The organism is Zwartia sp. (assembly GCF_049655405.1).
Taxonomy (GTDB): domain Bacteria; phylum Pseudomonadota; class Gammaproteobacteria; order Burkholderiales; family Burkholderiaceae_B; genus Zwartia.
In genome coordinates this window covers 1-26,418 of record NZ_JBASJR010000015.1, presented here as the reverse complement: position 1 = coordinate 26,418, position 26,418 = coordinate 1, and the positions used below count along the sequence as shown (strand labels likewise).

27 protein-coding genes are annotated in these 26,418 nt (G+C 50.3%); 12 read left to right on the top strand and 15 right to left on the bottom strand.

Annotated features, from left to right (window positions below; all coding sequences use genetic code 11):
* Nucleotides 1–276: 276 nt before the first annotated feature.
* Nucleotides 277–480: a hypothetical protein gene (locus tag WBJ47_RS14300; protein ID WP_422243791.1), complete on the bottom strand. Its 204-nt coding sequence runs from the start codon at nt 478–480 to the stop codon at nt 277–279.
* 751 nt (nt 481–1,231) lie between these two features.
* Here WBJ47_RS14300 and WBJ47_RS14295 point away from each other — a divergent pair.
* Genes WBJ47_RS14295 through WBJ47_RS14275 form a run of 5 tightly spaced genes read left to right on the top strand, consistent with a single transcriptional unit; the run spans nt 1,232 to nt 7,630 of the window.
* A complete protein-coding gene (locus tag WBJ47_RS14295) occupies nt 1,232–2,515 on the top strand; it encodes a TolC family protein (protein ID WP_422243792.1) in 1,284 nt (427 codons plus the stop codon).
* A 16-nt stretch (nt 2,516–2,531) separates the two neighbouring features.
* Nucleotides 2,532–3,083 (top strand): hypothetical protein, encoded by a 552-nt coding sequence (locus tag WBJ47_RS14290; protein WP_422243793.1) that lies wholly within the window; start codon nt 2,532–2,534, stop codon nt 3,081–3,083.
* Entirely contained in the window at nt 3,080–4,102 is a 1,023-nt protein-coding gene (locus WBJ47_RS14285) for an efflux RND transporter periplasmic adaptor subunit (RefSeq protein ID WP_422243794.1), read from the top strand. The genes WBJ47_RS14290 and WBJ47_RS14285 overlap by 4 nt, the downstream gene beginning before the upstream one ends.
* 12 nt (nt 4,103–4,114) lie before the next feature.
* Entirely contained in the window at nt 4,115–7,234 is a 3,120-nt protein-coding gene (locus WBJ47_RS14280; protein ID WP_422243795.1) for an efflux RND transporter permease subunit, read from the top strand.
* Nucleotides 7,235–7,258: 24 nt separating this feature from the next.
* Nucleotides 7,259–7,630 carry a hypothetical protein gene (locus WBJ47_RS14275; RefSeq protein WP_290237967.1) on the top strand — a complete coding sequence of 124 codons (372 nt, stop codon included), beginning with the start codon at nt 7,259–7,261 and terminating at the stop codon, nt 7,628–7,630.
* 74 nt (nt 7,631–7,704) lie between these two features.
* Here WBJ47_RS14275 and WBJ47_RS14270 read toward each other — a convergent pair whose 3' ends face one another.
* Nucleotides 7,705–9,957: a heavy metal translocating P-type ATPase gene (locus WBJ47_RS14270; protein ID WP_422243796.1), complete on the bottom strand. Its 2,253-nt coding sequence runs from the start codon at nt 9,955–9,957 to the stop codon at nt 7,705–7,707.
* A 41-nt stretch (nt 9,958–9,998) separates the two neighbouring features.
* Between WBJ47_RS14270 and cadR the strand changes: the two genes are divergently transcribed.
* The 3 genes from cadR to WBJ47_RS14255 are packed head-to-tail and all read left to right on the top strand — an operon-like array spanning nt 9,999 to nt 12,129.
* Entirely contained in the window at nt 9,999–10,430 is a 432-nt protein-coding gene (gene cadR / locus WBJ47_RS14265; RefSeq protein ID WP_422243797.1) for a Cd(II)/Pb(II)-responsive transcriptional regulator, read from the top strand.
* A gap of 20 nt (nt 10,431–10,450) precedes the next feature.
* A complete protein-coding gene (locus tag WBJ47_RS14260; protein WP_422243798.1) occupies nt 10,451–11,071 on the top strand; it encodes a class I SAM-dependent methyltransferase in 621 nt (206 codons plus the stop codon).
* Nucleotides 11,068–12,129 (top strand): DMT family transporter, encoded by a 1,062-nt coding sequence (locus tag WBJ47_RS14255; RefSeq protein WP_422243799.1) that lies wholly within the window; start codon nt 11,068–11,070, stop codon nt 12,127–12,129. The genes WBJ47_RS14260 and WBJ47_RS14255 overlap by 4 nt, the downstream gene beginning before the upstream one ends.
* Before the next feature lie 178 nt (nt 12,130–12,307).
* Here WBJ47_RS14255 and lysC read toward each other — a convergent pair whose 3' ends face one another.
* From lysC to WBJ47_RS14200, 11 genes are read right to left on the bottom strand one after another with little or no spacing between them, the layout of a single operon-like run.
* Complete coding sequence (lysC, locus tag WBJ47_RS14250; RefSeq protein ID WP_422243810.1) at nt 12,308–12,505, bottom strand: Rz1-like lysis system protein LysC; 198 nt, start codon at nt 12,503–12,505, stop codon at nt 12,308–12,310.
* On the bottom strand, nt 12,417–12,794 hold the full coding sequence (locus WBJ47_RS14245; protein WP_422243811.1) for a hypothetical protein: 378 nt from the start codon (nt 12,792–12,794) through the stop codon (nt 12,417–12,419). Before WBJ47_RS14245 ends, lysC begins: the two co-directional genes overlap by 89 nt.
* Nucleotides 12,791–13,003 carry a hypothetical protein gene (locus WBJ47_RS14240; RefSeq protein ID WP_422243800.1) on the bottom strand — a complete coding sequence of 71 codons (213 nt, stop codon included), beginning with the start codon at nt 13,001–13,003 and terminating at the stop codon, nt 12,791–12,793. The genes WBJ47_RS14245 and WBJ47_RS14240 overlap by 4 nt, the downstream gene beginning before the upstream one ends.
* Nucleotides 13,004–13,516 carry a glycoside hydrolase family 108 protein gene (locus WBJ47_RS14235; protein ID WP_422243801.1) on the bottom strand — a complete coding sequence of 171 codons (513 nt, stop codon included), beginning with the start codon at nt 13,514–13,516 and terminating at the stop codon, nt 13,004–13,006. It abuts the gene before it with no gap.
* Nucleotides 13,513–13,740, bottom strand: a complete 228-nt coding sequence (locus WBJ47_RS14230) for a hypothetical protein (RefSeq protein ID WP_290238029.1) — start codon at nt 13,738–13,740, stop codon at nt 13,513–13,515. Before WBJ47_RS14230 ends, WBJ47_RS14235 begins: the two co-directional genes overlap by 4 nt.
* A gap of 56 nt (nt 13,741–13,796) precedes the next feature.
* The gene (locus WBJ47_RS14225) at nt 13,797–15,461 is read right to left on the bottom strand and encodes an RCC1 domain-containing protein (RefSeq protein ID WP_422243802.1); all 1,665 of its coding nucleotides are present in this window, start codon (nt 15,459–15,461) and stop codon (nt 13,797–13,799) included.
* A gap of 11 nt (nt 15,462–15,472) precedes the next feature.
* Complete coding sequence (locus WBJ47_RS14220) at nt 15,473–17,137, bottom strand: RCC1 domain-containing protein (RefSeq protein ID WP_422243803.1); 1,665 nt, start codon at nt 17,135–17,137, stop codon at nt 15,473–15,475.
* Nucleotides 17,134–17,769, bottom strand: coding sequence for a hypothetical protein (locus tag WBJ47_RS14215; RefSeq protein ID WP_422243804.1), 636 nt, complete (start codon nt 17,767–17,769; stop codon nt 17,134–17,136). The genes WBJ47_RS14220 and WBJ47_RS14215 overlap by 4 nt, the downstream gene beginning before the upstream one ends.
* The gene (locus tag WBJ47_RS14210) at nt 17,766–18,674 is read right to left on the bottom strand and encodes a carbohydrate-binding protein (RefSeq protein WP_422243805.1); all 909 of its coding nucleotides are present in this window, start codon (nt 18,672–18,674) and stop codon (nt 17,766–17,768) included. The genes WBJ47_RS14215 and WBJ47_RS14210 overlap by 4 nt, the downstream gene beginning before the upstream one ends.
* A complete protein-coding gene (locus tag WBJ47_RS14205; protein WP_424585372.1) occupies nt 18,671–22,114 on the bottom strand; it encodes a DUF4214 domain-containing protein in 3,444 nt (1,147 codons plus the stop codon). Before WBJ47_RS14205 ends, WBJ47_RS14210 begins: the two co-directional genes overlap by 4 nt.
* A complete protein-coding gene (locus tag WBJ47_RS14200) occupies nt 22,111–22,476 on the bottom strand; it encodes a phage tail assembly chaperone (protein ID WP_422243807.1) in 366 nt (121 codons plus the stop codon). Before WBJ47_RS14200 ends, WBJ47_RS14205 begins: the two co-directional genes overlap by 4 nt.
* On the opposite strand from WBJ47_RS14200, the gene WBJ47_RS14195 reads away from it, so the two are divergent.
* Genes WBJ47_RS14195 through WBJ47_RS14185 form a run of 3 tightly spaced genes read left to right on the top strand, consistent with a single transcriptional unit; the run spans nt 22,432 to nt 24,430 of the window.
* Nucleotides 22,432–22,629, top strand: coding sequence for a DUF2924 domain-containing protein (locus tag WBJ47_RS14195; protein WP_424585371.1), 198 nt, complete (start codon nt 22,432–22,434; stop codon nt 22,627–22,629). The genes WBJ47_RS14200 and WBJ47_RS14195 overlap by 45 nt on opposite strands.
* The gene (locus tag WBJ47_RS14190; protein ID WP_424585370.1) at nt 22,626–23,984 is read left to right on the top strand and encodes a recombinase family protein; all 1,359 of its coding nucleotides are present in this window, start codon (nt 22,626–22,628) and stop codon (nt 23,982–23,984) included. The genes WBJ47_RS14195 and WBJ47_RS14190 overlap by 4 nt, the downstream gene beginning before the upstream one ends.
* On the top strand, nt 23,981–24,430 hold the full coding sequence (locus WBJ47_RS14185) for a LacI family transcriptional regulator (protein ID WP_422245183.1): 450 nt from the start codon (nt 23,981–23,983) through the stop codon (nt 24,428–24,430). The genes WBJ47_RS14190 and WBJ47_RS14185 overlap by 4 nt, the downstream gene beginning before the upstream one ends.
* Nucleotides 24,431–24,439: 9 nt before the next feature.
* Here the strand turns inward: WBJ47_RS14185 and WBJ47_RS14180 are convergent, their stop codons facing one another.
* Together WBJ47_RS14180 and WBJ47_RS14175 are read right to left on the bottom strand one after the other, a co-directional pair.
* A complete protein-coding gene (locus WBJ47_RS14180; protein WP_422245181.1) occupies nt 24,440–24,751 on the bottom strand; it encodes a cupin domain-containing protein in 312 nt (103 codons plus the stop codon).
* Between the two features lie 17 nt (nt 24,752–24,768).
* Complete coding sequence (locus WBJ47_RS14175; protein ID WP_422245179.1) at nt 24,769–25,062, bottom strand: antibiotic biosynthesis monooxygenase family protein; 294 nt, start codon at nt 25,060–25,062, stop codon at nt 24,769–24,771.
* Between the two features lie 1,009 nt (nt 25,063–26,071).
* Here WBJ47_RS14175 and WBJ47_RS14170 point away from each other — a divergent pair.
* Nucleotides 26,072–26,418, top strand: a 347-nt coding sequence (locus WBJ47_RS14170; protein ID WP_424585369.1) for a Chromate resistance protein ChrB, incomplete at its 3' end; no start/stop codon positions are given.

Here is a 26,418-nt window from a genome sequence, read left to right as displayed (position 1 = left end):
CACGGTATGGTGATCTACGACGCGCTCTATCGTTGGTGCTTGGACTGTCAGGACGAAACGCACAAATGGCAACCATCGGATTTAGAGTAGCGCGCTTAGGATATCTGCGCCGCGGCGCAGTCTCCTTCGCTACCCAATGCCACAGAAAAACTCGCTCGATTAGTCCGCAAGTAACGCATTGATTTTAAAGGGTTTATCAAAAACCACTCGCGGACTTCGACCCATATCACTGGTACAGACTCACAGAGACTATCCGCCCCCAGAGACAAAACCTTCTCATTTACCGCCCCGAACCCCAGTCTCCGCAGTCCGCAACCCTCCCCACAGACCCGCATGAACCCAAACCAACGGCCAAAAAAATACCAACCCCGAAGGGTTGGTATGTGCGGTAATGGTGGTGGGGTGGTGACTAAATAAAAAGGTTGGTAATTCAAGAGGTAAGGGCTGTTGATAACGGCTGTGGAAAGGTGCGGAATCCAATCAATGTTCCTCTCACTTTATGTTCGCAGCAAGAGAGCGTCATGCAGTTTTTATCGTGTGCCTAGGTTGGGATTTATGGATCACTTACTAACATGTCAGATTTATGGCCAGGTCAATTCGATATTTATGAAATTCAATCAGCGTCCCTATTTCTGTTTCGGCTGGAAGAGTCGAGTTGCACTTCGTATGCGAATCCACCTGCTTTGATGCAAAGTCCCACCAGGGATTTAACAATAAACATTATCTGATAAAATTAAATATTAATTTTTTGTTTCTCATATGCGTTTTTTGTTTCTCATTCTTCTTTTGATCTGCTTTCCGATACAGTCCAGTTGGGCAGTATCGGCGACCTATTGTCAGCATGAAGAAATAACAAATGCACAACACTTTGGCCACCATGATCATGAACACAAAGATGATCAACAGTCATTATCTAAGTTGAAATTTTCTACTGGTGATATCGATTGCTCGGTTTGCCATACAGGGTGTCTTGCTGCATTGAGTACTTTGGCACCATCAACGATCGTGCTTGCTACACTCGTTGTCAACTCCTCACGATCCATTCACGCTACTTCGCCACCAGGCCTTCAACCTGAACGCCCCAACTGGCTCGTCTCTGCTTAATCGGCAGAGCTGGCGTAATCACCTAGCGCTTTTTAAGCGTCTGTAGCTTCAGGCTAGCAGACGACACGGCCCTTTTTGGGCTCTGCTCTGCCGATTCTCTTTATTTCATTTTTAAATGGAGAATCGGATGCGTCAAAAAAATCCTTTAGTTACTTCCCCTGGCAGATACATCGCTAGGATGTTTATATTGTGTATATTTTTTAACTCTGCTTTGTGGGCTCAACAAGCACAGTTCAACAATACTGATACACCCCTTGACCTGAAACAAGCCTTCGAACTGGCGTGGGATCGCCAACCTGAAGCCAAGTCAGCCACACTTCGTCGTAATGCCGCACAAGCCAGGCAAGAAGTTGCCAACTCGTGGACTGCAGAACCACCTTCGTTAGATCTCTTTACACAGTCCGACCAGGTGACTGGTGATCAGGGTCGAAGAGAGTACGTGGCGGGCGTGACTCTACCTCTCTGGTTGCCAGGTGAACAATCGCGAGCAAGTGAGCTTGCAGGTGCTGAACTGCGTTCAGTGAGCAGTCGTGTCAGTGCTGCACAGCTTCGCACTTCACAGAACCTTAGAACCGCATGGTGGGACTGGCAACGCGCAAGAGATGAGACGGCACTAGCTAACGCCAGAGTCGTAAACGCTAAGAAACTGGCGGCTGACGTAAGACGTAGAGTGAACGCTGGTGATCTTGCACTATCTGATCAGCATCAAGCGAGTGGTGCACTTGCCTCTGCTGAGGTGGCCCAAGCAGAGTCAGAAAGCCGCTTAGCGAGTGCAACCCAACATCTTCGGTCATTGACTGGCGTATTGCCAAACTCAAATGTAAAGCAAACACCAGAGCGGATGCCTGCTCTACCAGCTGACTTTACTAAACTCGATGCGAATCATCCTGCAGTTAAGGAGTTATTTGATCGCGCTCAAGTTGCTCGCCGCACCGCAGATCTTGCAAGTGCACAAAACTGGAAAAATCCTGAAGTTTTCCTTGGTACGACACGGGAAAGAGGGGTTTACGGAGAGTCGTGGCAACAGTCAATCACGCTAGGCGTACGAATACCGTTCGGCTCAGGAAGTCGTGACAGGGCAAGGATAGGACAAGCTCAAGCGGAAGCTTTGGAATCAGAGTCGCAGATGCGGTTAGAGCAAGAGCGACTTGCCGCCGATCTTGAAGCATCAAAAATTCTTGTCGAGTCTACGCGTTTGCAATTAGTGGCTGCCGAAAAACGCGCTCGACTAGCACAAGAGTCACGCGTTTTCTTTGAGAAATCTTTCCGCCTTGGCGAAACAGATTTACCTACCCGCCTACGAATTGAGCTTGAGTCTGTAGAGGCGCAACGCGGTGCAAGCCGAGCCCGAATTGATCTAGCAGCAGCTGTGTCTACGCTACGTCAAAACCTTGGCTTACTTCCAGAATGATACTGAGGAGCAATTAATGAAAGTTTTTTATAGCCTGACTTGCACACTTTTTTTAAGCTTTATTACCCCGCTGGCTTTTTCTGGTGAAGGTCATTCGCACGGAAACACACCAACCGCAGTACCGAGCATGAATATGCTGCGATTCTATGCAATATCCGAGGATTTCGAACTCGTTGGCGTGGTTAATCAAAAGCAACTTATCCTTTATTTGGATCACCACAAAGACGGTAGCCCGGTATTGAACGCAAAGCTCAATATTGAAATTGATGGCGTACAAGTTCCCGTCACTCGTATTGACGAGGGTGAGTTCGAAGTTCTACTAACGAAAGAACTACCCCAGGGCACAACAAATATCTTGGCAACCGTCATCGCCGGATCAGTCAGCGATCTGTTAACCGGAACAATTGATGTGCATGCGCCAGACGCCTTGGAATCGCAAGGAGCGAGCACGTACTGGAAACAATATGTTTTTTGGTTTGGAGCCTTGGCGGTAGGTTTTTTACTGCTCTTACTGATGATTCAACGGGTGCGACATTCACGTCATGATCGCAATGGAGATATCGCATGAAAATTCAATTCCCTAAGTTGTTGACAGTATTGTATTTTTTGTTTTTCTCGTCGATCGTATTGGCAGGAGAAGGCCACGACCACGGAGCGGCCCCTATCTCTGAAAATACTGGAGGTCCAAAGCGGCTTCCTGATGGGACAGTATTTGCCCCTAAGCCAACGCAAAGGCAAATCGGAGTCAGGACGATCCTAGTCACAAAGGATAATTTGTCACGGGCGGTAGAGCTAAATGCTACGGTTGTGATGAATCCTAATTTTGGTGGAAAAGCACAAACAATCGTTGCCGGACGCGTGACTCCCGGCCCGCAAGGATTCCCTCTACTAGGGCAGAAAGTGCAAAGAGGAGACATACTGGTTTATGTCGTTTCAGAGGCCACTCAAACAAATAAGTCTTTAGCAGAAACTCGTCTGCAACGTCTTCGCCAGTTAACGGATACGGTACCGCGCAAGGTGATTGATGAAGCTGAGGCTGCGGTAGCAAATGAGGAAGTGCGATCACCAGTCACTGGCTTCATTGCTTCATCAAACGTCGTCTCTGGTCAGGTAGTGGATTCGCGAGAAACTTTATTTGAAATCGTTGATCCAGCGCGACTGCTGATCGAAGCCCTTACATTTGATTTAAGTATTGCAAACGATATTGCTCACGCGTACATCAAAGTTGCTGATCAAAGTATTCCGCTTAACCTTATTGGTGTGGGCCGTGTGATGCGTGGGCAAGCAGTACCAATTGTTTTTAGCTTAAGCAGCATACCCTCAACAAGCTTGGCAATTGGGCAGCCTGTCAAAGTATTTGCACAAAATACCCAGACAGTTAAGGCGTATCGCTTGCCAGTGACTGCCTTGATGAAAAATCCGGCCAATCAAAATATTGTTTGGATTAAAAAGACGCCCGAACAATTTGAACCAAGAGCGGTCACGGTTGAACCATTGGATGGAGCGAACGTAGCAATTACTTCTGGGCTGAATGATGGCGAGCTTGTCGTTGTGCGAGCCGCCACACTCATCAATCAGATTCGATAAGGATGCCATAACATGTTTAAGTGGATACTTGTCTATAGTCTCTCAAATAGATTGCTCGTTCTTGTTGCGAGTCTCGTTCTTATGGTCTACGGTGCTTTCACTCTTTCGCGCACCCCGGTAGATGTATTTCCAGATCTCAATAAACCGACTGTGACCATCATGGCCGAGGCCGGAGGCATGGCTGCTGAAGAGGTTGAGCAGCTCATCACTTTTCCATTAGAGACCACCATGAATGGTCTTCCTGGAGTTGAAAGCATTCGCTCGGTCTCTAGTGCTGGCCTATCTTTCATTTACGTCACTTTTGACTGGAGCACTGAAATTTTTCGCGCAAGGCAAATGGTGACTGAGCGACTTTCTTCAATGGAACAGAGTTTGCCGTCAGGCGTAGTGCCAAGAATGGGGCCGATCAGTTCCATTATGGGAGAAATTATGCAGATCGCTATCCCAATTGACACTGCAAAAATATCTTCGATGCAGGTTCGTGAGTATGCGGATTGGGTACTTAGACCGAGATTGATGGCTATTTCTGGCGTAGCTCAGGTTATCCCGATCGGAGGCGAAGTCCGTCAATTTCAAGTCCAGCCCAACACAGTACGCATGTTTGAACTTGGAATTTCTCATGAGCAGCTAGAAAAGGCACTCAAGGGATTTTCATCCAATACCTCAGGAGGATTTCTTGAACTCAATGGTCGCGAGTACTTAATCCGTAACCTTGGTCGTACTTCTCGCCTTGAAGATCTTAGGACTCTTTCGTTACCCGGTCTAAATGGTCAGCTAATTTTATTGCAACAAATCGCAGAGGTTACTTTTTCTCCTGCTATCAAGCGAGGAGATGCCGGTTTCGAAGGCAAGCCAGCAGTTATTTTGGGCGTACAAAAACAACCGACGGCTGACACAATTAAAGTGACCCGTTTGATCGAAGCCGCTCTGGCAGACATGAAACAGTCATTACCTGCTGGCATGGACTCACCCAAGGTGACATTCCGTCAAGCTAGCTTTATTGAAGCGTCAATAAACACCTTACAAGGAAAGTTAATTGGAGCCTCGCTATTTGTTGCTGTTATTTTATTTTTCTTTTTAGGGACGTTACGTCCAACGGTGATTGCTCTGACAGCAATTCCTGTTTCGATTTTTGTCACGGGGCTCGTATTTAAATATTTTGGACTTTCAATTAATACGATGACCCTCGGAGGGCTAGCAATCGCGATTGGTGGATTGGTTGATGATGCTGTTGTGGATGTCGAAAACATCATGCGCCGACTGAAAGAAGATCGGGCAAAGCATCCGCAAAATCAACTAAACATTCTCGAGTTAGTTGTGCGTGCTTCGCTAGAAGTTCGATCAGCAATTTTATATGCAACCGTAATTATTGTTCTTGTGTTTTTGCCTTTGTTTGCACTCCCGGGTATGGAAGGACGTTTATTTGTTCCCCTTGGCATTGCATTTATTGTGTCCACGCTTGCATCGTTGGTGGTGTCAGTCACGGTTACGCCTGTACTTTCCTACTACTTACTGCCTAGTATGAAAAATTTGAATCATGGCGACACCAGATTGCTTGCTTGGTTGAAAAAGAAGTATTACTTTTGGTTGCAGGGTGTGCTCAATTATCCTAGGTCGGCAATTATTGTGGGTGCCGTAGCCGTATTGTCATCGATGGTTGCTTTACCCTTTTTTTCAAAGACATTTTTGCCGCCCTTTAATGAAGGCACTTTGCTGGTTGGTTTGCGTCTTAATCCAGGAGTGACTTTGGCAGAGAGCTCCTCTCTCGCTCGAAAGGCTGAAACGCTCGTTAAACAAGTTCCGGAGGTCATTCACGTAGGCCGTCGAAGCGGTCGCGCTGAACTGGACGAACACGCTGAAGGAGTGCATGTAAGCGAGTTGGATATTGGTTTGAAGCCGGCTGGCGAACTGACTCGTTCAATGGGAGAAATATCTGCAGATATTCGATCTAAGCTGATCAATTTGCCGGCAGCTATATCTGTGGGGCAGCCAATTTCTCATCGAATTGATCATATGCTTTCGGGAGTACGGTCTCAAATTGCAATCAAGATTTTTGGCGATGATCTGGATACTTTGCGGGGACAGGCCGATTTGTTGCGATCAAAGTTAAGTAGCATATCAGGCATGACAGATCTTGAAATTGAAAAACAAGTTTTGTCACCACAAATTAAGATCAGAATTGACTATGCCGCAGCAGCACAATACGGTTTGTCTACACCTCAGGTTTTAAGCACTCTTCAAAGCCTGATTGAAGGTGAGAAGTTGGCTCAAATCGTAGAGGGGAGTAGAAGCTTTGCTCTGGTTTTGCGACTTCCAGAGTCGTCTCGCTCTTTCGATGGACTTGGAAAAATTCTTATCGAAACACCAAATGGAAGAATCCCCCTAAATAAAATCGCGACGATTGAGGATGGTGACGGCCCCAATCAGATCAGTCGAGATGATGGAAAGCGACGAATTGTTCTTTCTGCTAACGCGCAAGGACGTGCTCTTTCAGACATTATTGAGGATGTTCGAAAGGTCGTCGCTGAATCCAAGCTCCCCGAAGGCTATTTCATAACGTTGGGTGGACAGTTTCAAGCACAGGAAGAGTCATCCCGCTTAGTTGGCTTGCTATCGCTTGTTTCATTAACCCTAATGTTTCTTGTTCTTTATAGCCGCTATCAATCCGTCACGTTATCAGTGCTAATCATGTCGAATATCCCACTCGCTCTTGTAGGTGCGGTCTTGGGTCTTTGGATTTCAGGGCAACCAATGTCAATCGCCGCTCTGATCGGCTTCATTACACTGGCCGGAATCTCTGTGCGTAACGGCATTTTAAAAGTCAGTCATTACATTAATCTAATGCGAGTTGAAGGAGAAAACTTTGATCATAAGATGATTTTGCGCGGGTCGATGGAACGTTTATCGCCTGTGTTGATGACTGCCCTGGTGACTGCCTTTGCGCTTGCCCCTCTACTTTTTGAAGCAGAGCGTCCGGGGACAGAAATATTGCATCCTGTTGCGGTAGTAATTTTTTCGGGATTAATTAGTTCTACTTTATTGGATACCTTTTTAACCCCCGTTATGTTTTGGATGTTTGGTCGTAAAGATTCTGAGCGTTTGATGTTGAGCAAAGATGTTGAAGCACTTTAATTTTTTTCAATAAAAGGAAAGCAAATGAAGCTTATACAATTATTTACTTTTTTGGTGATGAGTTTTTCAGGAATTGTTTATGCCGCTAGTGGGCATGATTTAAAACCTGTATATGGTGGTGCAGTAGCAGAAGTCAAAGATATCACCTTTGAGTTTGTTGCAACAGCAGATTCTTTGTTGCTGTATCTCAGCGATCACGGCAAACCCGTTGACATTTCACGTTCGACAGCCAAGGCGACTATCCTGCAAGGTGCTGAGAAGCAGGAGGTGGAGTTAAAAACGGCTGGGCTTAGGTTTGAGGCTACAGGCTCTTTCAAGATTGCGAATGCAAAGGTTGTAGTGACAGTGTCTCAACCGGGCAAAGCGCCCGTCAATGTTCGTTTTACTTTGAAGTAACTGATGATTAGCGCCTGCCGATACGTAACTGTGTAGGCAGGCATTTTAAGAAATTTAAATCTAAATCGTTTCTGTCAGTTGTTAACGCGTAGCAAACGCAAGCCGTTGCCAACCACCAACAAGCTTGCACCTGCATCAGCAAAGACTGCCATCCACATCGTCCCCATACCAAGTACGGTCAAAGTTAAAAATATGCTTTTTATGCCAAGGGCTAAAACAATATTTTGAACGAGTATCGAATGGGTGTTGCGTGATAAGCGCACAAAGCGTGGCAATTTTCGTAAGTCATCATCCATCAACGCAACGTCTGCCGTCTCAATGGCCGTGCCGGTGCCTGTTGCTCCCATTGCAAAACCGATGTCTGAAATGGCGAGTGCAGGGGCATCATTGATACCATCACCCACCATACCAACGGTAACTGCTTTACCGAGAAGACTTTCAATAGCCTTTAACTTGTCTTCTGGTAGCAGGTCGCCGTGCGCTTCATCAATCCCAACCTGATTAGCGATGGCTCGCGCCGTATGCACGTTGTCGCCGGTCAGCATGATGGTTTTGATACCGAGCGCATGTAGTTCCGTAATGGCTTGGTAGCTACTTTCTTTTACAGTGTCCGCTACAGCGAATACACCGTGCACGCTCTGCTCATCAGCCAGCATAATCACCGTTTTACCTTGAGCTTCCAATGTTGAGAGGCGTGCCTCCAGATCATCTGAGCAGCGTCCTTGTTCATGAATCAGGCGGTGATTACCCAGGTGATAAAGTTTTGCGTCAATTACTCCTTTACTGCCTCGGCCTGGTAGCGCTTCAAAATTTTCTACGTTTCGCAGTTCTATCCCCTCGAGCTTGGCTGCATTTGTCAACGCGATTGAGACAGGATGGTCTGATCGCACGGCCAAGCTGGCAGCGAGACTTCTGACGTCGCGTTCATTCCAACCGTTCAACGAAAAAAAGTCCGTTTGTGCTGGTTTGCCGTGGGTGATCGTGCCCGTTTTATCTAACGCCAGCCATTCCAATTTACGGCCTTGCTCAAGGTATACGCCGCCTTTAACCAAGATTCCCATTCGTGCGGCCGCAGCGAGACCGCTGACGATGGTCACGGGCGTAGAGATAACCAGCGCACAGGGGCATGCAATCACCAACAAAACGAGGGCTTTGTAGATCCAGTTGAACCACTCACCATCCATCAACAAAGGTGGCAGGATGGCGATGGCCAGAGCAAAGGCAAACACCGTAGGCGTATAGATTCGGGCAAACTTGTCTACGAACCGTTGAGTGGGTGCCTTCGTACTTTGAGCTGCTTCCACTGCGTGGATAATGCGTGCCAAAGTGCTGTCGCCTGCGGCGGCCGTTACTTGGTACTCGAAAGAGCCGGATGTGTTGATGGTCCCGGCAAAAACCGGGTCGCCCGACTGCTTGTCTATCGGTAGGCTTTCCCCTGTGATGGGTGCTTGATTCACTGACGAGTGTCCGCTAACGATCGTGCCATCCAAGGCGATGCGTTCTCCCGGTTTAATCCTTACCCGCTCATTCACGGAAACAGATTTTGCTGGTACCTCCTGCCAGACACCATTTTTCTCCAGGACGGTGGCAGTCTCCGGTGTGAGTTGCATCAGGTCACGAATCGCATTGCGTGCCCGGTCCAAAGACTTCGCTTCAATCAACTCGGCGATCGTAAATAAGACCATCACCATGGCGGCCTCAGGCCATTGCCCCAATACTAAGGCGCCTGTGACAGCAATACTCATCAAAGCGTTGATGTTCAGATTGCCGTTGCGGATGGCTATCCAGCCTTTCTTGTAAGTGCTGATACCGCACATCAAAACGGCAATCAATGCAAGCGCAGCTGCCACTACAACAGGAAACTCGAGCCAATGCACGAGTTCCGAACCGATGGCGGCAAGACAAGCCAAGGCTAGCGGCCACCATGGCTTGACTGGCTCCTGTTTGGGTTCTTCATGTTCACCGTCCACAATCTCTGGCGTGAAACCCAAGGACCTAACGGCTTCCAGAATTGACTTTGTCGCCTGCGGGGCATGGGTGACGGTAAGCACCCGTTGCATGAGGTTGAACTCCATCCTTGTGACGGCTGCCATGCCGTCTAGCTTCTTGCGTAATAGCGCCTCCTCCGTCGGACAGTCCATCTGCATAATCCGTATGAGTGTCTGGACACCCGAGCTGACGCTCTCATTTTTTTCGTGTACTGGTCGGCGTTGTGAGGCAATATTCATATTCGACGCACTGCAGCAGGCATCTGCGGCGTGTTCGTGATTGTGATTGCGATGCTTAGTCATGATGGACCTTTCATTTAAATTTGTCCTATCATGCAACCTGAAGTTACTATAGAGTCAAGAACTATTTGGAACATGCCATGAAAATCGGCGAATTAGCCCAGGTTGCTCAGACCACGGTGGAAACAGTACGCTACTACGAGAAGAAGGGTTTGCTACCTGAAGCCGTGCGTACTACTGGCAACTTTCGTGTTTATGGGCCAGCCCATCTGGAGCGCTTGCGTTTCATTCGAAACTGCCGGGCGCTCGACATGAGTCATGAGGAAATACACACCTTGTTGGACTTATCCGATCAACCTGCCAAAGGATGCGGTGCCATCAACACAGTCTTTGACCAGCACATAGCCCATGTAGATGAGCGCATCCGGGAACTTTTGCACCTGAAGGAACAACTGGCCGGATTACGCCAACGGTGCCAGACCGAACAAGCGGTGGATGATTGCGGCATTTTGCAGGGGCTAGCAGCCATGGAAACGTCACAAAAACCGGAACGTCATACCCACTTGGGTTGAAGCCCGTGAAGGAGGTCAGCATGAAAAGCAAAGATCATTGGGAGCAGGTTTACTCAACCAAAGCTGCAGATAGCGTCAGTTGGTTTGAGCCGCATGCAGAAACGTCAATGCGACTGATTCGTGAAACCGGATTGAGTCGCGACGTAGCCATCATTGATGTCGGTGCAGGTGCATCCACCCTGGTAGATGATCTTTTAGACGATGGCTATCACCATATCACTTTGCTGGATTTATCTGCTGCGGCTCTGGCTGAAAGCGAATACCGTCTTGGCTCGCGCGGCAGCAGTATTCAATGGATGGTGGCTGACATAACCCTCGCGGTCTTTGAACCCCACAGCTTTGATATTTGGCATGACCGTGCCGTCTTTCACTTTTTAACGACTGACGAAGCTCGAGAAAAGTATGTCAAACAAGTACTCCGCGCTCTTAAGCCCGGAGGCCATGTCATCATGGCCACCTTTGGTGCCAATGGGCCGACCCAATGCAGTGGTTTACCCGTCATGCGCTATGCACCCGAAGCATTGCATGCCGAATTCGGAAATGAATTTGTCTTGCTCAAGCACGAAGAGCAGCTCCACCACACACCCTTTGGCACCGACCAGCAATTTATTTACTGTATGTGTCGAAAGGCTTCTGCATGAGCGGCCTACACCGTGCTGCACTGCCAGCCTTGGGGGCGGCCATCTTGTTCGGAGCCAGCACGCCCTTTGCGAAACAACTTCTGGGGGAAGGGCAGAGCCCATCCCTTCCATTTTTGCTGGCGGGCTTACTTTACTTGGGCAGCGGCTTCGGCTTGGCGTTGATCCGGCTGATTCGTGATCGAGGCTGGAAGCCCTCAGGCATTGCACGCCAAGAGTGGCCTTGGTTGTTGGGTGCGATTACTTTCGGTGGGGTTTTGGGCCCGCTGCTGCTAATGGTAGGGCTCTCTCACACAACAGCTTCCACTGCTTCACTTTTTTTGAATCTGGAATCAGTACTGACAGCCGTTCTGGCTTGGCTGGTGTTTAGAGAAAGTACCGACCGCCGAATCGTTTTGGGTATGGCGTTGATTGTCTTGGGTGGAGCCGTCTTAGCATGGCCCAGTGGTGAAGCTGTTGTCTCTGGCATCGGGCCGCTTGCATTGGCCGGCGCTTGCCTTGCTTGGGCGATAGACAATAACTTAACGCGCAAAGTTTCAGCCTCTGATGCCTTGTTCATAGCAGGGAGCAAAGGCATGGTTGCAGGATGTGTCAATACGGGCCTCGGGTTTGCGCTCGGGGCAAGCTGGCCCGCTTTGCCGCTGCTCTCGTCGGCATTGCTAATCGGGTTCTTCGGCTACGGCTTGAGCTTGGTTTTATTTGTGCTGGCACTGCGCGAACTGGGAACCGCGCGAACCGGCGCTTATTTTTCAACGGCACCATTTGTAGGAGCTGCCATCGCTATTGCCGTGTTTGGTGAATCCACCAGCACGGCCTTTTGGATTGCTACTGGTTTGATGTCGGTTGGCGTTTGGTTGCATCTGACCGAGCGTCATGCGCATGAGCATACCCATGAGGAACTTTCTCATGGACACGCTCACCATCATGACGAGCACCACCAGCATCTCCATGATGTTGAATGGGATGGCGTTGAGCCTCACACACATGATCACCTGCATACAAAACTCAAACACAAGCATGCACATTTCCCAGACGTTCATCATCGGCATTCGCACAGCTAATTACTTTTATTGCCCAATTAAAGGGTATTAGCCTGCCAATGCCAGATAAAAAACCGCTCGATCAGTCCGCAAGTTACCCATCGATTTTTATAAGTTTAGTAAAAACCGCTCGCGGACTTCGACCCATATCCACAGCGCAGACTTTCAGATACTATCGCGGCGGTCAAAGTACTAAATCCTATTTATTGACATCGCTTACCGCAGCATGTTTGCCAGCACACTCAGAATATTGGATCACCAGCTTCAGATAGCTTTTCATCAATTCATCCCAAGACGCCGACGTAAAACTAACGACCGCCGGGCAAGGGCTGGCCAGATTTGCTGGAATTGGCGGTCGAGATGGCGGCGTTGAGTTCGCGCAGCCTGTCAGAATCAATAACGCAATCAGCAGGCAGTGGTTTTTCGATGATGACACGATTAAACCTTTCAATGATTTTTGGCTGAGCTTCACGCAAAGCTGTGAGCTGCAGCTCGAGGTTTTGGGATAGACCTTGCAGGCGAAGGGACTCGGACTTAAACGACTCAAGGTCGGCCACGTGGCGCACGTTTTCAGCGGCCTGGTAGCCAACGTGGTACTGATACTTTCCGTAGGCCCACAGGCCCGACGTTGCCGCGACAAGGGCAATTGCAACTAAAACATACCGGTTTGCCAGTAGCCAAATCATTTCATCTCCTGCTGCCAGTGATCATCGACCACGGCGCCACCTATGTAAGCCGTCACCACCATCCCAACGAAAACATAAAAGGGTGTGGCAATCTGGCCGAGCTGCGCCGATTCAGTCACTAATAAAAGCAACGGGAAAAGAAGCCCAGCAAGCATTGAGAGCCAGGCCATCTTTCTACGATTGCGCCACCGATCGGCGGGCTCGGCCATCTAGTTATCCTCGGCCGCAAAAAGAAGGTTGTCCGCACCCCGGTTGGTCCAGCCACGACCGTAGATATCAAACTTTTGCAGTGATGCCCAAAACTTCAGGCGATAGGCAACAAAGCGCAGCAAAACATCATTGGCCTCCATCGACTCGAGTGCCGCCTGCGACTTCACGCCCCAGTCACCATCATCAGCAACTTTTACAGCCCGCTGCAAGAAGCGAATGGCGTTACCTCGACCGTGGTTGACCGAGGCATCAAATAGTTGAAACTTGATCGCTGGGTGCGCCACACCACAGACCTCCCAAAAATCACGTCGATAAATGGCCTTGGCCTCTTCAAGGCTCAGGTTCTTGATATCGAGGTAGCCATAGGAGCAGGCAGCAATCCCAAACTTGGTCCCTTTTAGCTGACCGACTCCCTGCGCACCACCTGTCCAGTTACCTGAATCACGTGGATCATCGCTGTAGCCACCTTCGTGAGAGATCAGACGATCAAAGGCTTCATCAAAAGTAATCATTTTTTCCAGTACTCCTGCCAGAGCAGTGCAATTGTTGAACAGACGCCAACGATCCAAAGAATGGGCTTGGCAATCTTGCCGATCAGTTCAAGAACAATGAAGGCCCCCTTAGCAGCGGCAAAGGCTGTGGTGACCTCTTTGGTGTTTTCATCAATGCGGTCGACCTTGTCCTCAACCGAGACAAGGCGCTCGTAAATCTCTTTATGCGTAATTTCTTCAGCCATGCTGCGCCTCACAAGAAGTGGCTAAGGGGGATAAAAAGCGGTCGTATGCCGTTTACTCAAAACACCACAGGCATCGGCGTATAGCTGGTTTCGCTGTCGTCTTCTGGTAATTGGGAGCCGCCGCCGTAACCAACCGCCCAAAGCTGTCCGTCATCCAACAGCAGGACAATGCCTTGCTCAGAGCTGCTCCCGTAGGCACAAATATCAACAACTGTGCGATTGCCCGTAAGCATCAGACTGTTTGCGTTTGTTCTTGTTGTTGTGTCACCAACGCCTAACGCGCCGTTGCCGTTGTAGCCCCACACCCGCACAACGCCGGTGGTGAGCAGTGCAGCGCCGAAGTTATAGCTTCCGTTGCCGCCGTGGATCGCTTTTGTAATGCCCGTGCCGCCAAAAGAAATTTGAGTAAACGTCCCTGTATTTGTTGCAGCGGGCGTGACGCCATTACCCCAATATTCTCCGTAACCACAAGCCCAGAGCGAGTTATCAGTCTTTTTAATGTAAGTAATTGGATAGTCGTACTGGCCGATATAAACATCTGACACGCCAGTAGCAACAGATTGAACCGGCGTAAATTGATTGGATAATGTGCCGTTGCCTAACTGACCATAGGTGTTTGTACCCCAGGCATGCAAGTTACCAAGGCTATCGACGGCCATCGCATAATTCGGGCCAGCATAGACCGCCCTGATCGTCTTGCCTGACAATGTGCCGCCAGTGCGCAGCGTCGCAATAGTTGCATTTGTGGTGCCACCGTCGCCAAGCTGGCCATCACCGTTGTAGCCCCAGGAATACAAAGCACCAGCGCTAGTAATGGCGTAATAAGACGTATAGGCCTCTCGGCCTGAGGCAATCTGAGAAATGTTGGCTAGGACTGGTAGCTGCGCAAAACGCGAGGCGTTGGTAGTGCTACCGTTGCCAAGCTGGCCGTAAGCGTTGTACCCGCACGCATGTACGGTTCCATCGCTGCACAATACGACAGTGCTTAGTGCGTTTTGCACCCCACAAGAGAGAGCGACTTGTGTGACGGTCTTTCCAAAAATTGAGTTTAAAGAATCTGCGCTGGCATTAAATGGCACGCGCGTGACAAGCAGGTTTCCATTTCCGCAAGAGCCATAATCGTTATTGCCCCAAAGCCAGAGCTTGCCGCTGCTATCGATACAGGCAGCCTGCATGTCATACCAGTAATACAGTTTTGAGGCACCCGGAAAGCCCGGAGGAAAGGCTGTGCGCGTTGGGTATGAGCGTGAAAATGTTGTGCCATCACCAAGCAAATAGTAGCTTTGCTGCCCCCAAGCGCGCACCGAACCGTCGGTCATGATGACACCAAACTTGCGGTACGAATTGGGTTGAGTCCCAGACGCGTTTTCAGGAAGCTTTAGGACCTTGGTTGCCGAGCGTACTTGTGGCGTTGCCCATACAGGTAAGCCGCCAGCCCCAACCGTCAACACTTGGCCAACAGTTCCGGCCACCAGGGCAACAAGGCCTGAGCCGTTGTTGTAGAGAATTTGACCGCTGCTAGTGGACACGCCCGTTGTACCTTGCGCAAACAAATCCCACGACACATGCGCGTCATTGGGGGTCACGCCCACTGTATTGTCGGCAACGCACACAAAAGTGCTACCCAAATACGCAACAACATCTTGCCTCATATAAGTCGTTGCGGCGTTGTAAGTTGAACGCCATCTGAACGCTACTTTACCGAGTGACACGGTTGTCATTTATCTTTCCTTTAAAAAATTATTGGTGCTGGGGCAAAGCGCGATTCAGAATCATCATCGCCACCGGTCCCGTACGAACCTAAGCCATGCGTCATCACTTGGCCATCTGAGGTCAGGCAATACAAAGAGCCTCCGCCCGCGCCAAAATTAGTGCCCGCTTCAAAGTCCACGACAGTTTTATCAATCAATAAAAATTTGTTTGGATAGTTTGTGCTGGTGTTGTAGCCATCGCCCACGTGACCATTGCCGCCATAGCCCCAAACAACGACTTTCCCGTCAGACCGCAGCGCCACCGCAGTCGAGTAAGACCCATACCCGTACATCCGAAGTTTGGTGACGTTAGTTAAAAACGTATCGCCGATTGTGACCCACGTTTGTCGGTTTGCTAAGGCACCGCCGATACCCTGGCCGTTGTACCCAGTCCATTTCACAGTCCCGTCATTCATCAAGGCCATCATCGTGTTCCAGCCAGCATTCGCTTGGCCAAAGGCCACACCATCTAAAACCTTGATTGGATAAATTGGGTTTGTTTGGTACGCGGCCGAGGTGTAAGAAATACCAAAACCATCGTTGTAGCTGCCGCCAGCATCACCCCAGCACCACATCTCGCCGTTGTCCAGCACGGCTCCGTAGCGCCTGATAGGAGCTGTGTTGCCCTCGCCATCGACAATGTAGTAAGTCTCACAACCAAACACTTGCTTGACCGTCTTGTTAAAACCCCAAGGCATGACTGGTCGAAACTCGCGGTTTACCCCTGCATACAAAGACGTATTTGTTTCACCGGCCGTGTACATAATTCCAGCGTTGGTAATTAAAAATGACGCAGAGTACCGCCCCGTTGCATAAATATCTTTGATCGGCGTTGTGCCTGTAAACGGAATTAGGTAGGGGAGCAGAATATTGTTTGTTGTGCCATTGCCTAAATTGCCGTAGCCGTTGTAGCCCCAGCAATACACGCGACCCAAGTTATCTAGCAAGAACATCGAAGGACTGCTGCCGTAGCCATTACTTTGAAAAATCTTTGTGATGACAGTGGTAGCACCAAGATCGCCAAAGCCGTTAATTTTTGTAGGGATACCTGTCGCGCCCGAGGTGTTGCGCCCAGACATATAATCGCCACGGTTAGCACCGCAGTGCCACACCGCACCATTCGCATCCAAAAAGTAAGTGTCGTTCCAGTTTGATACGACTTGTTTGATGCGGGGCGTGCCAGGGGGGAAAGCAACGCGAGTCGGGAACGTGTGATTTTCAGTGCTGTAAAGTCCAGTGCCGGCTTGGCCGTTAGACCTTAAGCCCCAAACTCGCACAGAGCCGTCACTCATAATCGCTGACATGTAATTATTCGATAGCTGGTTGCCCGAACACTCCATGCGATCCGTGGTCATTAAGGCCGTGGCAATGACACCATTGCGCCCACCCATGAACCGAAACTCCATTGAGTTTGCGCCGTTGCTATGCAAGGCCGTGTCAGGCACGCCGCTCACTGCGACGTCGCCCGTCAGCACTTGACCCGCGCTGATTGCCATTTGCTGCCCAAGACCAAAGGCCACCGGCAAACCGTTTTTAATGACGTATGCACCACCATTCTGGTACACGACATCATTGTCGCTATAGGCAAGGTATTGGGAATAGACGCCTTTCCAGCGATAGCCAAGTTTCGCAATATCGATATTCATAGCGTTATCGCCAATTCATTATTTACGATCGAGAAGCTCACGTTTTCTGAAATAACCCAGCTTAAATAGTTTGACGAAATGAGCGCACCAGAATTCTCTTCACTTAAGAGAATCTCGGTGCTGTCTGCTGAAAGAGCAAACCCGTAGAATCGCGGTGCCGCAACAGAAGTTGCTAAGTCGTATCCCGTCTCAGCATTGTTTACTTTCAATATTTTTAGTCTTTGCCCAATGAGCGAAGACGGAATATTTTGTGCGCTGACAGACGAGGCAGCTTGAGTTGCACTTAGAGCGGACGCATTTTTACTTGTTAAAGCATCAGCGGCGCTTTGTGCAGCTTGAGTTGCGCTTGTTGAGGCACTCGTGGCACTGGTGGTGGCGCTTGTTGCTTTAGTCGTCGCAAGCGTCGCGCTTGCGGCCGCGGCAGTTGCACTGGCGCTTGCATTTGTGGCACTCGTTGCCGCAGTATTTTTACTTGTATTGGCCGCTGATGCATCTGCATCGACTGTAACTTCGAGCGCATTTGCTTCCGTCACAAACGCACCTAGTGCCGCAACCAAGGCAAAGGCTCGTGAGTTAAAAGTTGTCGTACTATCTGTTGGCAACGGTGCTACTGGTAGTGGTGTCATTGTCATGTCAATCCCTCGATTTCAAGCGAGCAGTCCGACCTCGTTGGGTAAGAGATCAGAATGTCAAAGCTTTTATAAAACCCAAAAATTATGGTTGACTCATATTCGTCAGAGCCAATCCAAAGCGCATTCGTTGCGCGAATTTCGGCCAAAAAGTTTTGCAGCTGATCGGTTTCGAATTTTTCAAGAATCAGATCGAAATTTGCGCGCTTGGCAAACGCTCGCTCAACAAGTACGGTATCGCCAAAGTCATTTTTTTCTTTGCGCGAATAATCTTGAATGCCCACGCGTGCGCCGTATTGAATGCCAGCACCGAAAGCCCTCTGTTGCCCGATCATCAGAACGCCAACAGCAAGGCTTGTGCCGCCACTAATGGTCACCGTGATGATGCCGTCCACATAGCTCGGCAGATCAACGCTGACAGATTGAGTTGGAGCAATTTTTGTACCGTAAAACCACGCCCACCAGGCGGGATATAGAGGTACAGCAGCCAGGCTGATCGTTTTTGAAAATACAGAGCCCCCGCCCAAAACGCTTGTCATCGAAATAACTATTGAAGTTGCGTTCGTTAGATTCAAGGCTGCCAAGGCATTAACGACCTCACCTGGTGCAAGCGTGTAGACAATGCTTGTCGCTTTCTTTGTCTGCGTGGTAACAGAGGTGTCCAGGCAAGACCAGCGATTTGTTGGGCTGACTTCAACCCACCACAAGGGCTGGGTCAGCGGATCTTTGTTAAGGTTCGAGGCTTGCAGCGATTCATAAATCTTGTGGGTACTTACGATGATGACGCGAGCACCAAGCGCGTAGGTCGTGGCGCCTGACCAGGCCGAATAGTCTGCTTCTGTCACGTTTGAGGACGTGAGCATTGCGTCCGTGATGGTGATCGGCTTAACGATGACAAGTGCGGTCATACTTCAACCCTGGTATCAGGCAGTCCGGAATACTCCCAGCGCTCAAGCACCTTAGCCGTGCGAATTTGAATCTGGGCATTTGACCGAGACTGCGCCCGAATATCTGCTCTGAGGCCCTGGATCTCAGCCGCAAGGCTGCTACCGCTCATAAGCTCTGCGGTCTGTGTGGCCGTATAGACTTGGCCCGGGCGATTGAAGTTAATCAATTCGGGGCCGTTCTCGCCGACCATTGCTAGGCCGCCGGGGTAATAGCCACCAACGGCGTAACCCTTGGCCTTTGCCTCTGCACTATTGGCAATTCCCTCGCGGATCTGGTCGATGGACAAGCCAGAGTTATTCCAAGAATCTAGGCCGGCCGACTCCGCATTTCGCCCGAGGATTTGCTGGTACATGCTGTTAATTTGATCTGTTCGGCTGCTGTCGCCACCACCGCCAGTGCCTCCACTGCCACCACCGCCACCACCGCCGCCGCCCTGACTTCTGGCTGCATCAATTGCGGCGCCTAAAGCGGCCATAGCACCAGCAACGGTCAACACCGAGCCGTTGACGTTTCGCAACTCGTTGACTTGCGCTTGTGCGTAAATCAGCTGGGATTCATAAAAAGCATTAGTGACGGCAGCTTGAGCGTTGAGATCGTCGATGGTCTTTGTGGCGACCTCGAGCTGCAGTTCTGCTGTCGTTTTTTGCTCTTGCGCCACACCATTTAAATCCGACAACTGCGCAGCAAGTTTCATTTGAGCTAGTTTCTGCTCATAACTCGAGGCGTAGGTTGTGGCAGCCATTCCGGCGCGCACGCTCTCCACGGCAGCCTCTAAGGCCTTCTGATCCGGTAAGTAGCCAGTGTTATTGGCAGCCTCGATTGCGCTTCGAATAAACGCAGCACCCTCAGCCGCCGACTGAGCTGAGGCCACTGCGCCAGTCAGGTCATTGATCTGACTTGTTAAATAGTCAAAGATGGAAGTGAGTGAGTCAACATTTTCTTGGGCCACGCTCTTTTGAGCTTCGGCAATTGCGAGCTGGCGCTCAATTGCGTTGATTGCCGCCTGTTGCTCTGCTTGAATCGAGCTTTGAACATTTTGAAATGCAGCATCCACGGCTGCGTATAGGCTATCGGCTACCGAGGAAATATCGCTTGCTACTGAAGCAATACCGCCAGAAACTTTAGTGGTCGCTCCAAGCAATTCCACAAGGGATTTTTGATAATTGCTAAATGCTGGCGCGAGCTTAATCAGGTTGGCGAATAAAGTATCGTCACCTGCTGCACGTGCCGTCTCGACCATTGACCTAAACTGCGCGTTCGTGGCTGGCATTGACAGGCCAAGCTCGGTGAATACTTTGCCCAGGCTTTCGGCTGTCTTATCCGCACGCTCTTGAGCCGTGTAGAAATTCTGATAATACGCATCCGTTGCAGCCACGAATTTCTCGACACTACCAAAGGCCTCAACGAGCTTACTGGCTGCGTTAGCTCCCGCTGCTGAAGATTCGTAGAGGGTGAGGTTAAGAATGCCTAGGGTGTCGTTTGCCAACTTCAGGCCAGAGCCTAAGCGGGCGAGTGTGTCCGAGAACGCCTCGCCTGCGCGTTGGAAGGGCGCGATCTCGGCTGCTGCGAAGGTAGCCAAGCCATCTGCGTAGGCCTTAATAGTTTCGTCGATTGCCTTCTTGGTTTCTTCTGGCGAAAGACCCTCAAGGCTGCGCTCAATATCTAGCGAGAATTGTGTCAGGTCGCGCGCGGGTAGTTTCAGAATGTCTGTGTACTGGCGAACCGAGAGGGCAACAGCGCCCACGCTTGTATCGAAGTATTTTTGAAGCTCTGAGTCGACAGCTTTTAAGTCTGTGCCTTTTTTGCCACCGCTGAACCAGCCGCCTTTCTTGCTCCAGTCTTCGTATTGCTTGATGGTGTTGCCCATCGAGTTAAAAGTGATTTTTAGGCCAGTATCGTCGATCACTTTTTTGCCGGTGCCAAAAGCCGCATTGGCCAGGCCGCCGACGACTCCGCCGATTGCTGCGCCCAGTGGCCCACCAACCATAAAGCCGATTGCTGTGCCAGCGCCGGTTGCTAGCCACGGACTCGTGCCGCCAATATCTTTGCCGTCGCTGATGAGATTACCGATCGCAAGGCCGGCGCCGATGCCTGCAAACGAAGACGCGGCCGCGCCGATGGTACTAGAGGACATCACAAGATTTGCCCCTGCATCTGCCATTAACCCGCCTGCCTCACCAGCGGACGCCATCAATGACGCTCCGAAATCACTTGCGGCGGAGGCTACCGTTGACCCCAGCGCTGCAAAACCACCGGTGACCATTTGATAGGCGCTTTTTAGGGTGCTTGCCATGCTGAGCATACCCATTGACCCACCGACAGAGCCGCCCGTGGAGCCCTCTGCTGCTCCCGCCGCACCAGGTAGCGCGGCCGTCGTAAACCCGCCAACCATGCCAGTGATAATCGGCTGAAGCATCGGGCGCAAGATCATCGTCTTAAACATTTTGATCAGGAAATCTTTAGCGCTTACCCCACCCTCAATTAGTGCGTCGGTCAACGATTGCCCGATCTGATTGTTGATCTGCTTGATTTCGTCGGCGTATTTTTCTTCTGCTTTGAGCCTGTCTGCGATTGCTTTTTCGTCGATCTTCTTGCGATCATCAACGAGCTTTTGCATCTGCTCTTTTTCAATCGTCGCAAAGATTACGGCTTCAGAATATTTTTTCCAGTCCTCAGTGCCTTCTTTGATTCCGAGACTTAGCAGCTTTTGCAAAGCAATGGCCGTCTCTTTTTCGACATTCGACATCGTCAACGCGTTTGTTTCAAACTGAATCGAACTTACAAGCTCGTTGGCCTTGTCGATCATCTTTTGATACGAGTCTGCGCCTTCTTTCTTGTAGTTGATAAATTCTTTTGCAGACTTAGCCGCTGCTGCGGCCGCTTGCGCCTCCGCTGCCGACTCTTGATCGTCAACTTTATTGGCGCGCTTGACTGCGTCTAGCTCTTCGGCTCTTTTTCTTGCCGTTAAGATGCTCTCCGAAAACGCATCAATATCCTTTTTTGCCGCTGCCGCACTAGCTCTTGCATCCTCGCCAATTTGGGCAAACGCTGTAAAGTCGAGAGTTGCCAACGCTCCAAGCTGCTTGCCAATAGCAACAATTTCAAGGCCAATTTGCTTCAAAACATAGACTACGTTTGCAACAATAACGATGACTGCCTCGAAGGCCACTGCAATAGCTTCAACCAGCACGGATAGCGCGCCGCCGGTGCGCTTGGATTCTGTAAATTCTTCTGCGAGGGCTTGGAGGATTGGCAGCAAACCGCTGGCAATGGTCATACTGGCACCTTTGGCGGCCGTTCCAATCTCTGCGAGTTTGTCATTAAACTCGTCGGCTCGGGCAACGAGCTCTGGCGTGATAGCCGCCATCTCGATTGTCAGGGTGCCGACTGATATGCTCATTTTTCCGTCATCTCTTGGATTGCTGCGCGATCAATAAAAACAATCGTCTCCACTTCAAAGGGCGAGAGCTCGACCTTAAAAACCTGCTGATAGGCGAGTAGTTCACTAAATAGAATGGGACTTATGCTCATGCCGCCTGCGGGGCGCGAGCAATGAAGCTCCATAAATACTCTCAGGAGGTAATCACTACCCGCCGGAATCGCAGGCACTTCTAATTCTGGAGGAGTCTTGCCGGTTGACTTTTCTAGTGCGCGAAGGTGATCAAGTTCTGACGATCCGTCTGCGCGCTTCTTGCCTAACTTGATCTGCGCTCGGACGTGGGCGGCTATCAGGGCAAGCAATATCACGTGATTGCCGCGCAAGACGGAACCTACGAGTTTGATGGCCGGCCCTACGAAAGCCTGTCAAAAATCGCCTATGAAATTACTGGAACACGCTGGTCGGGGCCCTTATTTTTCGGCTTACGCGCCAGACCCGAGACAAAGACTTCGCCTAAAAAGGGAGTCCGAGCATGAGCGATACCTTTAAAAAGCGCGTGCGCTGTGCTGTCTACACGCGCAAATCGAGCGAAGAAGGTCTTGATCAGGAGTACAACTCGATCGATGCCCAGCGCGATGCAGGTCACGCCTACATTGCCAGTCAGCGAGCCGAGGGGTGGATCGCGGTTGCCGATGATTATGACGACCCGGCTTTTTCAGGTGGCCATATGGAGCGCCCGGCACTCAAGCGACTGATCGCAGACATTGAGGCCGGAAAAGTCGACGTGGTTGTTATCTACAAAATTGATCGCTTGACCCGCAGCTTGGCTGATTTTTCAAAGATGGTTGAGGTCTTTGAGCGGCAGGGCGTGTCCTTTGTGTCTGTCACTCAACAGTTCAACACTACGACCTCAATGGGCAGGCTCATGCTCAACGTGCTTTTGTCTTTTGCGCAGTTTGAACGAGAGGTGACCGGCGAGCGCATTCGGGACAAAATCGCAGCCAGTAAAAGAAAGGGCATGTGGATGGGGGGCGTACCGCCTCTGGGGTACGACGTTGACAATCGTCGCTTAGTGCCCAACCCTAAAGAAGCAAAACTCATCCGGCAAATATTTGAACGGTTTGTTGAGCTGGGGTCGGGTACTAAGTTGGTCAAAGAGCTTCAGTTAGACGGCGCAACCTCTAAGGCCTGGACCACCCAGGATGGGCGAGTCAGAGAGGGTAAGCCGATTGACAAAGGGCTGATCCATAAACTGCTTCACAACCGAACCTACCTAGGTGAGTTGCGCCATAAAGAGCAGTGGTACCCGGCTGAGCATTTGCCCATCATTGATCGTAAGCTTTGGGATTCTGTTCAGGCGATTTTGTCGACCAATCATCGGGCCCGAGGCGGCCAGACACGGATGAGGGTTGATTTCTTGCTCAAAGGAATCGTCTTTGGAAATGATGGTCGTGCCTTGTCACCGTTTCACTCGACAAAAAAGGGCGGCCGATGCTACCGGTATTACATCCCGCAGCGAGATGTCAAAGAGTACGCGGGCGCATCGGGCCTGCCACGCATGCCGGCGGCAGAGCTTGAGTCTGCAGTGCTTGAGCAATTACGAGGCCTTTTACGCTCACCAGAATTGCTGGCCGAGGTTCTGCCACATGCGATCAGCCTAGATCCTAGTCTGGACGAGGCTAAAGCCACGGTTGCGATGACCCGCCTTGAAGAGATTTGGGATCAGCTATTTCCTGCCGAGCAAGCGCGCATTGTGCGCCTTTTAGTCGAGAAGGTAATTGTTTCACCAACCGAGCTGGATGTGCGTCTGCGCGCCAATGGGCTTGAGAAAATGGTTCTGGAATTGCAAGCCGACCGCCTGCAGGTCATGCACGAGGAGGTTGCAGCATGAGCGGTTTACACATCCATAAAAATGGCACGCCGGAAGTCATTGAGTCGAGCGATGGCCGTCTCACGCTCTCGGTGCCAATTCAGTTCAAGCGATGCGCAGGTCGTAAGCTGATTACGCTGCCCAACGGGGAAGCGGGTGAGCCGAGGCCTTGGGGTATTGCGCCCACAGCGTTGCAACTGGCTTTGGCCAGAGGGCATCGCTGGCTGGCAATGCTGGAATCAGGGCAGGTGAGTTCTTTGCGAGAGATCGCGGCTCAGGAGGGAGTCGATAATAGTTACGTTAGTCGTATGATGAATTTGACAGTGCTTGCGCCTGACATTGTCGAAGCAATTCTGGACGACGCGTTGCCGGACCATCTGACGCTGTTTGATATTGCGGTGGATCCGCCGGCGCTTTGGGATGACCAGCGGTTGAACTCGGTTACACGAGTCAATAGTTGCGAGTAAACAGCCAACCTATACGCTACCTGCTTTTTCTACGACAAGTATTCGAGCCTCACCTATTGGGTGAGCCACGTGTTCTGTGCCAACGGATGCGTAAAAAATATCGCCTGTATCCAGGACTGTGGATTTTTCTTGTCCATCGATTCGATATTTCATCTCAACTCGACCATCCAACACAGCAAAAATCTCTTCACCGTCATTGATGTGCCATTTGTATGGCTGGTCAGTCCAGTGCAGGCGTGTGGTGATGCCGCTCATGTTGGCAATATCTAAAGCTCCCCATGGGCGATCAGCACTAAATTCTTTGCTACGGATAATTTTCATCGTTTGGTCATTAGTGACTAAATAATTGAGTTGTACTGGCGTTTGACTTCACAAACCTGAACTGAGTAAGACTCGTACCAGTTCTTTTTTCCAAGTTCTTGAGCGATTAAATGATCTGCGTGCTGTTTCCAGGCGCGAATTTTGTCTTGATCAGGCCAATACGACAAAGCGATTTCATGATCACCCTCTGTCACGGCATGGAATTCTAAACAGCCAAACTCCGTCAAGGCCAAGTCCCGCAATCTCTGGGCGATTCTGCTGTACTCATCATCAAGTTTCGCAATTTTTGCTCTAAAAATTACAACAAACATGCAATGACCATTTTCTTGACCGAGGGAGGACCTATTAACGTATTCCCATGCTATGCGTCTCAGCTGAACTTGGCAATACCGCGTTTAGGGGCTGGCATGTGATGAGATTGTAAATATCGCTCTACAATCTGATCGTGGGTGATGCGGCTAAAACGTTTCGGACGTTAGGACGGCCGCAATAGTTCGCTATTGAGCATCGTACCGTGGCTTGATAAGCCCACACCTTATTTCTTGTTTCAATTGTTGAGACACTTTGGCCGTAAAATAGACCCAGTGTCCGTTGGCTGGTGGTCAGCAAAGACGTCGTACTAATCATACGAAGATGGCCAGGTGAGATTCCTGCCCTTGCCAGCGGCGCCTACCTCTCGTGAGCAAGGGCCTCTTGTGGCCGACTGATTGCTGCTGAGCCAAACCCTGCTCAAGCTCTTACTCCTCAATGCGGTGGTTTAGCGAGTCATCTAGACTTAAGTTTGACTATGTCAATCCTAGAGCCAAAGCCGCGCCCATAAAAAATCCCCCGCAGCTCAATGGGTTGACGCGACAGCCGTTTGGCCCGATTTCAACCCGATCTGCGGGGGATATATATTTTAGACCGAGGGAAATAGACAGCCCGCCGGGTCATATAGAGACTTCCACGATATCCGAAAATGGCGCTTCCCCTACACATCAGTATGGTGAACTACATTCATTGCATGCGGTTGATGTCTCACCAGGCGCCAAACCGCCGCGGTGCAGTCTCCTTTGCTACCCAATGCCACACAAAAACTCGCTCGATCAGTCCGCAAGTAACCCATTGATTTTAAGGGGTTTAGCAAAAACCACTCGCGGACTTCGGCCCATATCCACAGTGCAGGTGCCCAGAGGCTATCTGCCACCAGAGGCAAAACCTGCTCATTTACACGCTAGAAACCCCGTCTACGCAGTCCGAAACGCACCCCCACAGTTTTAAAAAATGTAGCAATATGATATTAAATTGACACTATATCTACAAATATGTAGAATTAGTGTCATGAATAATTGGCTATCCTTTATAGTTTCCTTGCCTACCGAAAACGCGACTTTGCGTCAGCGCATGTGGCGCGCGCTCAAAGCAGCAGGTGCCGCTGTGCTGCGAGACGGGGTTTACCTGTTTCCCGAACGCGAAAGTTGTAGAACCACTCTTGATAGTTTGGCTGTTGAGGTGCGCGATGGCGGTGGCAGTGCTCATGTTCTGCGTGTCGAGGAGCCTAAGGGAAGCAATTTCGTTGGCCTCTTTGATCGAAGTAGTGATTTCGCAGCGCTATTGACAGAGATCGATGCAGCGCAGCAGCGATTGACAGCAGAAACTGTCCAAGAGGCCTTACGACAAACACGCAA